The sequence below is a fragment of the Streptomyces sp. PTY087I2 genome (assembly GCF_001687325.1).
In the GTDB taxonomy this organism is placed as follows: Bacteria; Actinomycetota; Actinomycetes; order Streptomycetales; family Streptomycetaceae; genus Streptomyces.
This window is the reverse complement of the sequence record NZ_LZRD01000023.1, coordinates 142,403-156,177: the sequence shown is the minus strand read 5'-3', so window position 1 is coordinate 156,177 and position 13,775 is coordinate 142,403. Positions and strand designations below refer to the sequence as shown.

General features: G+C 71.0%; 8 protein-coding genes. 7 read left to right on the top strand and 1 reads right to left on the bottom strand.

The features are described from left to right. Positions 1-47: 47 nt before the first annotated feature. On the bottom strand, positions 48-2,528 hold the full coding sequence (locus tag A3Q37_RS25230) for a DEAD/DEAH box helicase (protein WP_079137982.1): 2,481 nt from the start codon (positions 2,526-2,528) through the stop codon (positions 48-50). Between the two features lie 79 nt (positions 2,529-2,607). Between A3Q37_RS25230 and A3Q37_RS25225 the strand changes: the two genes are divergently transcribed. The 7 genes from A3Q37_RS25225 (at position 2,608) to topA (ending at position 13,620) form a co-directional block, all read left to right on the top strand. Then, positions 2,608-2,961 (top strand): STAS domain-containing protein, encoded by a 354-nt coding sequence (locus tag A3Q37_RS25225; protein WP_003967428.1) that lies wholly within the window; start codon positions 2,608-2,610, stop codon positions 2,959-2,961. Positions 2,962-3,161: 200 nt separating this feature from the next. Continuing rightward, a complete protein-coding gene (locus A3Q37_RS25220; protein ID WP_065487915.1) occupies positions 3,162-3,632 on the top strand; it encodes an ATP-binding protein in 471 nt (156 codons plus the stop codon). 585 nt (positions 3,633-4,217) lie between these two features. Next, positions 4,218-6,647, top strand: coding sequence for a sodium-translocating pyrophosphatase (locus tag A3Q37_RS25215; protein ID WP_065487914.1), 2,430 nt, complete (start codon positions 4,218-4,220; stop codon positions 6,645-6,647). Positions 6,648-6,983: 336 nt separating this feature from the next. Further along, complete coding sequence (locus A3Q37_RS25210) at positions 6,984-7,706, top strand: small secreted protein (protein ID WP_065487913.1); 723 nt, start codon at positions 6,984-6,986, stop codon at positions 7,704-7,706. A gap of 127 nt (positions 7,707-7,833) precedes the next feature. Continuing rightward, the gene (locus A3Q37_RS25205) at positions 7,834-9,369 is read left to right on the top strand and encodes a methyltransferase (protein ID WP_065487912.1); all 1,536 of its coding nucleotides are present in this window, start codon (positions 7,834-7,836) and stop codon (positions 9,367-9,369) included. A gap of 880 nt (positions 9,370-10,249) precedes the next feature. Further along, on the top strand, positions 10,250-10,447 hold the full coding sequence (locus A3Q37_RS25200; RefSeq protein WP_065487911.1) for a hypothetical protein: 198 nt from the start codon (positions 10,250-10,252) through the stop codon (positions 10,445-10,447). 281 nt (positions 10,448-10,728) lie between these two features. Further along, positions 10,729-13,620: a type I DNA topoisomerase gene (gene topA, locus A3Q37_RS25195; RefSeq protein ID WP_065487910.1), complete on the top strand. Its 2,892-nt coding sequence runs from the start codon at positions 10,729-10,731 to the stop codon at positions 13,618-13,620. Positions 13,621-13,775 lie beyond the last annotated feature (155 nt).

Below are 13,775 nucleotides of genomic sequence, written 5' to 3'. Positions count from 1 at the left end.
CTGGCGGTGTGGCGGGTGGGTTGGCCGTTGGGTTCCGCCTCGTTGGGTCAGTCCTCTGCGGTGGCTGGTTCGTCCGGGGGCACGGGGGCGGCTCTGAGGAGCTCGGTGAGGAGGCGTACGGCTCCGCGTTTGTGCAGGGGCTCGTTGCCGTTGCCGCACTTGGGGGACTGGATGCAGGAGGGGCAGCCCGCCTCGCACTCGCAGGACGCGATGGCTTCCCGGGTCGCCGTCAGCCAGGCGCGGGCGGTGTGGAAGGCCCGCTCGGCGAATCCGGCTCCGCCGGGGTGGCCATCGTAGACGAAGACCGTCGGCAGGAGGGTGTCCGGGTGCAGCGGTACGGAGACGCCGCCGATGTCCCAGCGGTCGCAGGTGGCGAAGAGGGGGAGGAGCCCGATCGAGGCGTGTTCGGCGGCGTGCAGGGCGCCGCCGAGGATCTCCGGGTTGACGCGGGCGGCGTCGAGTTGGTCCTCGGTGACCGTCCACCAGACGGCGCGGGTGCGCAGAGTGCGGGGCGGCAGGTCGAGCTTGGTCTCGCCCAGGACCTCCCCGGTGATGAGTTTGCGGCGGAGGAAGGAGACGACCTGGTTGGTGACCTCGACGGAGCCGTAGCAGAGCCGCCCCTGGCCCCAGGGGATCTCGGTGTCGGTCTCCAGGACGGTGATGGCCGTCGTGTCGCGGGCGACCGTCGAATACGGGGGTTCGGCCTGTTCGACGAGGGCCACGGAGTCCTCCAGGTCCAGTTTGCGGACCAGGTGGGTGCGGCCCTGGTGTAGGTGGACGGATCCCTCGTGGACGGCCATGTGGGCGGCGGCCGCGTCGACGGTGCCCAGCAGCCGGCCGGTGCCCTCCTCGACGATCTGGACGGGGCGGCCGCCCCCGCCTCGGATGTCGGCGAGGTCGGCGGCCCGTTCGCGGCGGGTCCAGTGCCAGCCCGACGCCCGTCGGCGCAGCAGTTTCGCTGCCTCCAGTTGCGGCAGAAGTTCGGGCACGGCGGGGCCGAAGAGGGCGATGTCGGCTTCGGTGAGGGGGAGCTCGGCGGCCGCGGCGCAGAGGTGGGGGGCCAGGACATAGGGGTTGTCGGGGTCCAGCACCGTCGACTCGACGGGCTGCCGGAACAGCGCCTCCGGGTGGTGCACCAGATAGGTGTCCAGCGGGTCGTCCCGGGCCACGAGGACGGCCAGGGCGCCCTGCCCCGAGCGGCCGGCCCGCCCCGCCTGCTGCCAGAGGGAGGCCCGCGTGCCCGGGTAGCCGCAGATGACCACCGAGTCGAGTCCGGAGACGTCGATGCCGAGCTCCAGGGCGGTGGTGGCCGCCAGGCCGAGCAGCTCGCCGGAGTGCAACGCCCGCTCCAGGGCCCGGCGCTCCTCGGGAAGGTAACCCCCGCGATAGGCGGCGACCCGCTTCGGCAGCGAGCGGTCGACCTCCGCGAGGCGCTCCTTGGCGATCACCGAGATCAGTTCCGCGCCGCGCCGGGAGCGTACGAAGGCGACCGAGCGGACGTCCTGGAGGGTCAGGTCGGTGAGCAGGTCGGCGGTCTCGGCCGTCGCGGTACGGCGTACGGGGGCGCCCTTCTCGCCGTGCAGGTCGGTCAGCGGGGGCTCCCACAGGGCGAAGACCAGCTCGCCGCGCGGGGAGGCGTCGTCGGACACCTCGACGACCGGCAGGCCCGTCAGACGCCCGGCTGCGACCGCAGGGTCCGCCGCAGTGGCCGAGGCGAGCAGGAAGACCGGATCGGCCCCGTAACGGGCACACAGGCGGCGCAGACGGCGCAGGACCTGGGCGACGTGGGAGCCGAAGACGCCCCGGTAGGTGTGGCACTCGTCGATCACGACGAACCGCAGGGCGCGCAGGAACGAGGACCAGCGGGGATGGGAGGGGAGGATTCCGCGGTGCAGCATGTCGGGGTTGGTCAGGACGTAGTTGGCGTACTGCCGTACCCATTCGCGTTCCTCGACCGGGGTGTCGCCGTCGTAGACCGCGGGCCGGACGGCGTTGCCGAGGGGGGCCGCCAGGGCCTTCACGGAGCGGCGCTGGTCGGCGGCGAGCGCCTTGGTGGGGGCGAGGTACAGGGCGGTGGCCCCACGGCCGTTGGGGGCCTCGGAGCCGTCCAGGAGGGTGCTGAGGACCGGCGCCAGGTACGCCAGGGACTTCCCGGAGGCCGTGCCGGTGGCGATCACGACCGATTCGCCGTCCAGAGCGTGCTCGGCCGCGGCCGCCTGATGCGCCCACGGATGCTCGATCCCGGCTTTCTCGATCGCCGAGATCACTTCTGGCCGCACGCGATCCGGCCAGATGGCATGGGTTCCCGATCTCGGGGGCAAGTGCTCCGTATGAGTGATGCGCGCGGCCCGGCCCGCCCCTGTGGCGAGCCGGTCGAGGATCATGGCGGGAGAGGGGCGCGAGCCCCTGCTCTCGGCTGGTCGTCCGGGACGGTGATTCTTGGCCATCGGCACCGAGTGTGTCACTGGCGTGACGGACAATGGTCCCAAGGCGTCGTGCATGGCTGCTGGTAAGTGATTGAATGCCATCGCGGCTGGCGATCCGTCCCCTGGCCTCCGTCGGGGAGACCGAGGGGCGACCGCTCGATAGCAAGGTGCTGGAGGATCCGTGGACCTGTCCCTGTCGACTCGCAATGTGTCCGGCCCTGGTGGCGACCGTACGGTCGTCGAGGTCGGTGGCGAGATTGATGTGTATACCGCGCCCAAGCTGCGCGAGCAGTTGGTCGAGTTGGTGAATGACGGCAGCTACCACCTGGTTGTCGACATGGAAGGCGTCGACTTCCTCGACTCCACCGGCCTCGGCGTGCTCGTGGGCGGCTTGAAGCGTGTCCGGGCCCATGAGGGCTCGCTGCGCCTGGTCTGCAACCAGGAGCGCATTCTCAAGATCTTCCGGATCACGGGTCTGACCAAGGTGTTCCCGATTCACACCACGGTCGACGAGGCTGTCGCCGCCACCGACTGAGGTCGGAGCGGACCGGCCTCCGGGCCGGTCGGCAGGCAGTGAACAGGCCGGCAGCGGCAGTGCATGGGCCGCGACGGGCAGGCGGTCGACCCCTCGGGTCGGCTGTCGGCTTTGTCGGCTTCCGGAGGAGGAGAGCAGGGGTGCCGGGCGATACGCCCGGGGCCCCTGAGGCGTACGCCCGAACGTTCGAGGGGGATGGCATGGCCACCGTTGAACTCCGCTTCAGCGCCCAGCCTGAACATGTCAGGACGGCCCGCCTGGTGGCGGCCGCCGTGGCGCGCCGGGCCGGCGTGGACGAGGCGGTACTCGACGAGGTCAGGCTCGCCGTCGGCGAGGCGTGCAGCCGCGCGGTCGGGCTGCACCGCAGTCACGGCATCACCGCGCCGGTCAGTGTCGCGCTGACCGAGGAGGAGAAGGCGTTCTCCATCGAGGTCGGGGACAGCGTTCCCGGCCCCGGCGCCGATCCGGCCGAGCCCGGGGCGCGTGATGCCTCCGGTGGGTCCGGAGCGGGCTCGGCGCGGCCCGATTCCGAGGCCGACGGTGAGGGCGAGGACGAGATGGGCCTCGCCGTCATCAGTGGTCTCGTCGATGACGTGGAGGTCCGTTCCGGTGCGGGTGGCGGAGTGATCCGCATGAGCTGGCCGACGGCCGACGCCACGGTGCGGTCCTGAGGCCCGCGGTACGGCCCTGAGCCCCCGGTAGAGCTCTGGCTTCCGGTGGTCGAGCTTGAAGCCGCGGTGCGTCCTTGAGGCCGCGGTTTGGGCCTGGAGCTGCGGTCCGGCCCTGGAGCTCGCGGTCGGGCCTGGAGCCGTGGTGCGACCCCGTGGCCCGCGGTCGGGCTTGGTGCCGTAGTCCGGCCCTTGGCCTGCGGTGCGACCCCGAGGCGGCGGTCCCGCCCTGAGGACCGCGCTCGTGCCTGTGCGCATCGCTGTGCCCTTGGCAGTATCTGGTCCTGTGCCGTGGTCGTGCCCGCATCCGTGGCCGTGCCCGTGCCCGTACCCCCTGCGCTCGCGCACACAGGTTTCGATTTTGTAGGCCCTGTTGAGCAGGGTCTTTTTCGTTGAGGGCTCGTTGAGGGCTCGTTGGGGGTTTGCGGGTAATGCTTCTGCCTCATTACTGCATTCGAGCAGAATCGCGCCGCTGATCTTTCGGCGTTGGGGGGAGAGTGATCAATTATCTTCCCGCCCACTGTTTTGATCAGGTTCCGCTCCCTACAATCCGTCCACGACTTGAGCGCTGAGCGTCAAGGAGGACGTATGGCGGAGTTCTTCACCACCCCAATGGCAGTACTGACGCAAGAATCCGCACTTTCCGACCGACCCGCTTCCCTCGCGGCGGCGGCACTCACCGACGGCAACCGGCTGATCGTCATCGTCGTGGCGGTCGTCGCCGTCGCCGCGCTGATCGTCGCGCAGCTGCTCGTACGCCAGGTCCTGGCGGCCGGCGAGGGTACCGAACGGATGAAGGAGATCGCCGCGGCGGTCCAGGAGGGTGCGAACGCCTATCTGGCCCGGCAACTGCGTACGGTCGGTGTCTTCTCCGTCGTCGTGTTCTTCCTGCTGTTCCTGTTGCCGGCCGACAACTGGTCGCAGCGCGCGGGGCGTTCCCTCTTCTTCCTGGTGGGTGCGCTTTTCTCGGCGGCGACCGGATACATCGGCATGCGGCTCGCCGTACGGAGCAATGTGCGGGTCGCCGCGGCCGCGCGGGAGGCGACTCCGGCGGAAGGCGAACCGGAAAAGGATCTCACCTCCGTCTCGCACAAAGCGATGAAGATCGCTTTCCGTACCGGTGGTGTGGTCGGAATGATCACGGTGGGACTCGGTCTGCTCGGGGCCTCCTGCGTGGTGCTCGTCTATGCCGCCGACGCGCCCAAGGTGCTGGAGGGATTCGGCCTCGGTGCGGCGCTCATCGCCATGTTCATGAGGGTCGGTGGCGGGATCTTCACCAAGGCCGCGGATGTGGGCGCCGACCTGGTGGGCAAGGTGGAGCAAGGCATCCCGGAGGACGATCCGCGTAACGCCGCCACCATCGCCGACAACGTGGGCGACAACGTCGGTGACTGCGCGGGCATGGCCGCCGACCTCTTCGAGTCGTACGCCGTGACGCTCGTCGCCGCGCTCATCCTCGGTACGGCCGCGTTCGGGGACTCCGGTCTCGCCTTCCCGCTGATGGTCCCGGCGATCGGTGTCGTCACCGCGATGATCGGGATCTTCGCGGTCGCCCCGCGCCGCGCCGACCGCAGCGGGATGACCGCGATCAACCGCGGCTTCTTCATCTCCGCGGTGATCTCGCTCGGCCTCGTGGCCGTCGCCGCCTTCACCTATCTGCCGTCCTCGTACGCCGAGCTGGACGGGGTCGGCGACGAGGCGATCACCGGGCACGGCGGCGATCCGCGGGTCTTCGCCCTGGTCGCGGTAGCCATCGGGATCGTCCTGGCCGCGCTCATCCAGCAGCTCACCGGCTACTTCACCGAGACCAACCGCCGCCCCGTCCGCGACATCGGGAAGTCCTCGCTCACCGGTCCGGCCACCGTGGTGCTCGCAGGCATCTCCATCGGCCTGGAGTCGGCCGTCTACACCGCGCTGCTGATCGGCCTCGGCGTCTACGGGGCGTTCCTGCTGGGCGGTACGTCGATCATGCTGGCGCTCTTCGCGGTCGCGCTCGCCGGGACGGGGCTCCTCACCACGGTGGGCGTCATCGTCGCCATGGACACCTTCGGTCCGGTCTCCGACAACGCCCAGGGCATCGCCGAGATGTCCGGCGACGTCACGGGGGCCGGCGCCCAGGTGCTCACCGACCTGGACGCGGTCGGCAACACGACCAAGGCCATCACCAAGGGCATCGCCATCGCCACCGCCGTGCTCGCGGCCGCCGCGCTCTTCGGGTCCTACCGCGACGCCATCGCCACGGCGGTCGACGACGTCGGGGCCGGGGTGGGCGAGCTCGGGCTGAGCCTGGACATCTCGCAGCCCAACAACCTCGTCGGCCTGATCCTGGGCGCGGCGGTCGTGTTCCTGTTCTCCGGGCTCGCCATCAACGCGGTGTCCCGGTCCGCCGGATCCGTGGTCTACGAGGTCAGGCGGCAGTTCCGCGAGCGCCCCGGGATCATGGACTACTCGGAGAAGCCGCAGTACGGGCGCGTCGTCGACATCTGCACCCGCGACGCCCTGCGGGAACTGGCCACGCCCGGGCTCCTCGCGGTGCTGGCGCCGATCGCGGTCGGCTTCACCCTCGGCGTCGGCGCGCTCGGCTCGTACCTCGCCGGCGCGATCGGCACCGGAACGCTGATGGCGGTGTTCCTCGCCAACTCCGGCGGCGCCTGGGACAACGCCAAGAAGCTCGTCGAGGACGGCCACCACGGCGGCAAGGGCAGCGAGGCCCATGCCGCGACCGTCATCGGCGACACGGTCGGCGACCCGTTCAAGGACACGGCGGGCCCGGCGATCAACCCGCTCCTCAAGGTGATGAACCTGGTCGCCCTGCTCATCGCCCCGGCGATCGTGCAGTTCAGTTACGGCGCGGACGCGAACCCCTGGGTGCGGGCGCTGGTGGCCGTCATTGCCATCGGGATCATCGTCGCCGCGGTGTACGTCTCCAAGCGGCGGGGCATCGCCGTGGGCGACGACGACGCTTCGGGGGACGGCGGTCCCGCGGTTCCCGCGCCGGATCCGGCGGCGGCGCCGTGACCCGTACGTAAGGGGCGGCTTCGGCGTCGGCCTCGTTGTGGGGCTGAGGTGATGTGTGATCAAGAGGTGGGTGGATGGCCCGTACTGACGGGGCGTCCGCCCACCTCGTCTTTCGGTGGGCGGATCGCGGATTCCCCTGCCCGGACACGGCCAACGCGGAATCCGTCATTCGGATGAGTGACCGCTCGTGCGTGCGGTTCTGTTCATGAGTGGCATCTCCCTCATTCGCCTTGGTGCAAATGGCTTCAAAAGCGTGCATACCGGATGACCGGCACCCGGCTGTCGTCCCCTCGGCGTGTAAGTTCCGGGCCGAGAGCCTTGGAAGGGACCGATCCGGTGAACAAGAAGCTTGCAGCCGCACTGTCCGGCGGTGCGGTACTCGTGCTGACGCTGTCGGGTTGCAGCGACGACAGCGACAGCAAGGTCAACGACTGGGCCAAGAAGGTCTGCGACCAGGTTCAGCCGCAACTCCAGAAGATCAACAACGCCAACGCCTCGATCCTCGAGAAGACCGGGGACAACAACAAGCCCGCCGACGTCCAGAAGGCCGACTCGGTCGCCTTCCAGGAGATGTCCGAGGCGTACAAGGCGTTGGGCACGGCTGTGGACTCGGCCGGACCGCCGCCCGTCGACGGCGGCGAGGCCACGCAGAAGGCAGCGGTGAAGGAGCTCAACGCCTCCTCCAAGGCATACGCCGACCTCAAGACCCAGGTCGACGCACTCGACACCAAGTCGCAGAGCAAGTTCGCCGACGGGCTGAAGACCATCGCCGACGAGCTGAACAAGATCAGTACCGGTGGTGACCAGGCGCTGAAGAAGCTCCAGTCCGGCGAGGTCGGGGTCGCGATGTCGAAGCAGGAGGGCTGCCAGAAGCAGACCGCTTCGACCGGTCCCTCCGGTTCCGGGGCGGCCGACGCCGACGGGTCCTCGGAGGGCTCGGCCTCCGACAAGAAGGAGTCCGCGGACAAGGAGTCCGAGTCCGCGGACAAGGGCTCCGCGGACAAGAAGTCGGAGGACAAGGAGTCGGAGGAGAAGGAATCCTCGGAGAAGAAGTCCTGAGCCTCGTCTCTCCCGGCAGCAGCCCTGTCTCTCCCGGCAGTGGCTCTGTCTCTTCCGGCAGCGGCCCGGACACCCGGTGGGCGTCCGGGCCGCTGCCGTTGTCGGTGCGAGCGGACACAATGGGAGGGTGAGTAAGAGCAGCCTTCCCGCACCCGACCACGCCGCCGCCCTCCGTGAGTCCCTGCTCGCCGCGGACTTCACCGCGGACGGGCTCCTCGACCGCCTCGGCGCGCCCGCCTACGCAGCCCTCGCGCGCAGCGAGACCGTCCCCGCCCTGCGGGCCACCCGGGGCGACACTCCGCTCGACACGCTGGTGCGGCTGTTCCTTCTCCAGCGTCCCGTCGCCGAGGAGCGGGCCCGTGCGGCCCTGCCGCTGGACGAGTGCGTCGCGGACGGCTGGGTGACCCGCGACGGCGGTGCGGACGGGGAGGTCCGCGCGTGTGTCGACGTACGGCCGTACGGGGGGCCGGACGGCGAGGACTGGTTCATCGTGTCCGACCTCGGATGCGCGGTCGGCGGCGCGGGCGGGATCGGCTCGCGCGAGGAGGGCGTCGTCCTCGGTGTCGGCGGCGCCTCCACCACTCTCGCCGGGATCACCGTGCGTACGCCGGTGGCCTCGGCGCTCGACCTCGGTACGGGCTCCGGCATCCAGGCGCTGCACGCCGCCCAGCACGCGACCCGGGTCACCGCCACCGACCTCAACCCCCGTGCCCTGGAGTTCACCCGGCTCACCCTCGCCCTGTCCGGCGCCGCCCCCGCCGACCTGCGCGAGGGGTCCCTCTTCGAGCCGGTGGGCTCGGACACGTTCGACCTGATCGTCTCCAATCCGCCGTTCGTCATCTCGCCCGGCGCCCGCCTCACCTACCGGGACGGCGGCATGGGCGGCGACGACCTGTGCCGCACGCTGGTGCAGCAGGCGGGCGACCATCTGAACGAAGGGGGTTACGCCCAGTTCCTCGCCAACTGGCAGCACGTGGAGGGCGAGGAGTGGCAGGACCGGCTGCGCTCCTGGGTGCCGTACGGCTGCGACGCCTGGATCGTCCAGCGCGAGGTCCAGGACGTCACGCAGTACGCCGAGCTGTGGCTGCGGGACAGCGGCGATCACCGCAGCGACCCCGCCGAGTACGACGAGCGGTACGAGGCGTGGCTCGACGAGTTCGAGGCCCGGGGCACCACGGCGGTCGGGTTCGGCTGGATCACCCTGCGCAAGTCCCCCGCCGCGGCGGACGGGAACCCCTCGATCGTCGTCGAGGAGTGGCCGCACGCGGTGCAGCAGCCGCTGGGCCGGGCGGTGGAGGAGCACTTCGCCCGCCAGGACTACCTCCGCGACCAGGACGACGCGGCGCTGCTCGCCGGGCACTTCTCCCTCGCCGCCGAGGTCGTGCAGGAGCAGGTCGGCCTGCCGGGGGCGGAGGACCCCGAGCATGTGGTGCTGCGTCAGCACCGGGGCATGATGCGGGCGACGAAGGTCGATGCGGTGGCCGCCGGGTTCGCGGGCGTGTGTGACGGGTCGTTGCCCGCCGGGCGGATCCTGGACGCGATCGCGCAGTTGATGGCGGAGGACCCGGTGCTGCTGCGCGACCGGACACCGCAGGCGATCCGGCTGCTGGTGGAGGAGGGCTTCCTGGAGCCGGTGCCCGGCGTCGCGGCGCGGGGGGAGTAGGCCGGCCGCGCGGGGCTCGGGGTGCCGGTCGGCCGGACCGGACACCCACGTGCTCTCTGCCCTGGACACCCGGGTGCCGGATGTCCGGGCCGTCCGGGTGCCCTTCGCCCCGGATGCCTGTGCGCCGGGTGTGTTCGGCTGTCCGGACGGCTGCGGCCCCAGGCGTTCGCTGCCCCGGATGCCCAGGGCCCGTCGCCCCGGCCGCTCGCGAGCCCGTCGTCCTGACCGCCCGCGTGCCTGTTGCTCCGGGTGTCCGTCTGCCTGTCGCCCTGGCTGCCCGCGTGCCTGTCGCCCTGGCCGCTCGCGAGCCCGTCGCCCGCACCCGTCACCCTGGCCGCCCGCGCGCCCGTCCCGCCCCGGGTGCCCGCGCCCCTGTCGCCCTGGCCGCCCGCTTGCCCGCCCCCGGTCGCCGTCCGCCCCCCCCGGGGTCTCTCGCCCCGGTCGCCGTCCGCCGCCGGGCCTCCCGCCCCGCTCACCTTCCGGTACCCGCCGTTCGTGACCGTCGTTCGAGACGCGCTGTCCTTATTAACCAGCGCGTTCGTGTCCGCGCCCTCCCGTGACGCGCCCGGCCCGCACATTCCGGTCACGGGCGCGCCGGCCCCGGCCCGAGTCCTGCCCCCGGGCCCCTGTCCCGGGGGCAGGGGCACCCCCCCGGCCCCGGCCCCGGGACAGGGGGCACCCCCCCGCGTACCGCCGATGGAGTTCCGTCCCTCGGCGGGGGAGTGCTGTTCACCCGGGGTTCGCGTGGGCGATGCCCCGGGGTGACAGCCTCCCCGTGCCGGGCCGCCGAGGTCCGGCTCCGGCGCGCCGGGCCCGGTCCGTCCCGGGGGGCCCGCCGACGGGTCGCGCGACGGGGCATACGACGGTCTAGGGGTACGACATGGAGAGCGTCACCGCAGTCTTCGCCGGTACGGCCCTGACGCTGTTCGGCGCCGCCCTCCTGGTCTGGACAGGGGCGCGAGCCCTGCACCGCGCGCCGGTGGCGCACGGTGTGAGCCCCGTCGCCTCCACCGCACTCACGACGCTCTTCGGCGTAGTTTTCCTCGGCCTCGGTGTGTGGGTCTTCACGCACGTCTGATCCCCGCCTCCGGCCGGGCGGTGCCCGGGTCGGCAGCTCTCCCGGCGGACACCGCGACCGTCTCCGAAAAGCCGCAGGCCGCGGCCCCGCGTGATGCGGACCCGGCGGTCCGGGCGGCAGGAATGGCGGAAGTCGGGTTACCGTTCGAGTGGCCGTTGCGGGCTTTTGCCGTTTGACACGGGGGCGGGTTGTACCGTCACACTCCGCAGCGACAGCACCGCGGGCAGCGTCATGACGCCGCCCGGATGCCCACCGAGTGTCGACCGGAGAGAAGAGCGAAGTTGTCCCCGACCAGCGAGACCGCACAGGGCGGCCGCCGACTCGTCATCGTCGAGTCGCCTGCCAAGGCGAAGACGATCAAGGGCTATCTCGGCCCCGGATACGTCGTCGAGGCGAGCGTCGGGCACATCCGCGACCTCCCGAACGGCGCGGCCGAGGTCCCGGACGAGTACACCGGTGAGGTGCGCCGCCTCGGCGTGGACGTCGAGCACGACTTCCAGCCCATCTATGTCGTCAACGCGGACAAGAAGGCCCAGGTCAGGAAGCTCAAGCAGCTGCTGGCCGAGTCCGACGAACTCTTCCTCGCCACCGATGAGGACCGCGAGGGCGAAGCCATCGCGTGGCACCTCCAGGAAGTCCTGCGGCCCAAGGTCCCGGTCCACCGGATGGTCTTCCACGAGATCACCAAGGACGCGATCCGGGCCGCCGTCGCCAACCCGCGCGAGCTGAACCAGCGCATGGTCGACGCCCAGGAGACCCGCCGTATCCTCGACCGCCTGTACGGCTACGAGGTCTCGCCGGTCCTCTGGAAGAAGGTCATGCCGAAGCTCTCGGCGGGCCGCGTCCAGTCCGTCGCCACCCGCCTCGTCGTCGAGCGGGAGCGCGAGCGCATCGCTTTCCGCTCCGCCGAGTACTGGGACCTGACCGGAAAGTTCGCCACCGGCCGTACGGGCGACGCCTCCGACCCCTCGAACCTCACCGCCCGCCTCAGCGCGGTCGACGGCCGCCGGATCGCCCAGGGCCGCGACTTCGGCCCCGACGGGCAGCTCAAGGCCGGCTCCGCCCAGACCCTGCACCTGGACGAGGCGAACGCCCGCGCGCTCGCCGCCGCGCTCGCCGACTCCGCCTTCACGGTCCGGTCCGTCGAGTCGAAGCCGTACCGCCGCTCCCCGTACGCCCCCTTCCGGACCACGACCCTCCAGCAGGAGGCGAGCCGCAAGCTGGGCTTCGGTGCGAAGGCGACCATGCAGGTGGCGCAGAAGCTGTACGAGAACGGCTTCATCACCTATATGCGTACGGACTCCACGACCCTCTCGGACACCGCGGTCGTCGCGGCCCGGGCCCAGGTCACGCAGTTGTACGGGGCGAACTACCTCCCCGAGAAGCCGCGCACGTACGCCGGCAAGGTCAAGAACGCGCAGGAGGCGCACGAGGCGATCCGCCCCTCCGGCGACCGCTTCCGCACCCCGGCTGAGACCGGCCTCACCGGCGACCAGTTCCGGCTGTACGAGCTGATCTGGAAGCGGACCGTCGCCTCCCAGATGAAGGACGCGACCGGTAACTCGGTCACCGTCAAGATCGGCGGCCGGGCGAGCGACGGCCGGGACGCCGAGTTCTCCGCGTCCGGCAAGACGATCACCTTCCACGGCTTCATGAAGGCGTACGTCGAGGGCGCCGACGACCCGAACGCCGAGCTGGACGACCGCGAGCGCCGGCTGCCGCAGGTCGCCGAGGGCGACGCGCTGACCGCCGACGAGATCACGGTCGACGGGCACGCCACCAAGCCCCCGGCCCGCTACACCGAGGCCTCGCTGGTCAAGGAGCTGGAAGAGCGCGAGATCGGCCGCCCCTCCACGTACGCCTCGATCATCGGGACCATCCTGGATCGCGGCTACGTCTTCAAGAAGGGCACCGCTCTCGTTCCGTCCTTCCTGTCCTTCGCCGTGGTCAACCTGCTGGAGAAGCACTTCGGCCGGCTCGTCGACTACGACTTCACCGCCCGGATGGAGGACGACCTCGACCGCATCGCGCGGGGCGAGGCCAAGTCCGTACCGTGGCTGAAGCGCTTCTACTTCGGAACGACCGGTTCCGGTGACGACCCGGCCGGTGCGGGATCCGCGTCCGACGCGGGCAACGGCGACGGCGACCACCTCGGCGGTCTGAAGGAGCTGGTCACCGACCTCGGCGCGATCGACGCCCGGGAGATCTCCTCCTTCCCCGTCGGCAACGACATCAAGCTCCGCGTCGGCCGCTACGGCCCGTACATCGAGCGGGGCGAGAAGGACGCCGAGGGCCACCAGCGCGCCGACGTGCCCGAGGACCTGGCCCCCGACGAGCTGACCGTCGAGCTGGCCGAGGAGCTGCTGGCCAAGCCCAGCGGCGACTTCGAGCTGGGCGCCGACCCGGTGACCGGCAACCAGATCATCGCCAAGGACGGGCGCTACGGCCCGTACGTCACCGAGGTGCTGCCCGAGGGGACGCCGAAGACCGGCAAGAACGCGGTGAAGCCGCGGACCGCCTCCCTCTTCAAGACCATGTCCCTGGACACGGTCACCCTCGCCGACGCCCTCAAGCTGATGTCGCTGCCGCGCGTCGTCGGCGAGGACGCCGAGGGTGTCGAGATCACCGCGCAGAACGGCCGGTACGGCCCGTATCTGAAGAAGGGCACCGACTCCCGGTCGCTGACCTCAGAGGACCAGCTCTTCGACATCACCCTCGAAGAGGCCCTGGCGATCTACGCCCAGCCCAAGCAGCGCGGCCGGGCCGCCGCCAAGCCCCCGCTGAAGGAGCTGGGCACCGACCCGGTCAGCGAGCGGCCCGTGGTGGTCAAGGACGGCCGCTTCGGCCCGTACGTCACCGACGGCGAGACCAACGCGACGCTGCGGACCGGTGACAGCGTCGAGGAGATCACGCCCGAGCGCGGCTACGAACTGCTCGCCGAGAAGCGCGCCAAGGGGCCCGCCAAGAAGAAGACGGCCAAGAAGGCGCCCGCGAAGAAGGCGACGGCCAAGAAGACGGCCGCGAAGAAGACGACGGCCACCAAGACCACGGCCGCCAAGAAGACCGCGGCGAAGAAGACGACGACCGCCAAGAAGGCGACGGCCACCAAGACCGCTGCCAAGAAGGCGACGGCCACGAAGACCGCCTCGTCCGCCGCCCCGTCGGACGACTGACAGCCGCACCGAGCGGATAGCACCCCGCCCGGCGCCTCGATCTCCGCGATCCCGGCGCCGGGCGGCGGTGTGTCATCGGCCGGTGAGGGACCTGGCCGGAAAGTGTCCGCGTCCATATGTTCGGACGGGCCGACAGTCACGGCGCCGCTGCCGAT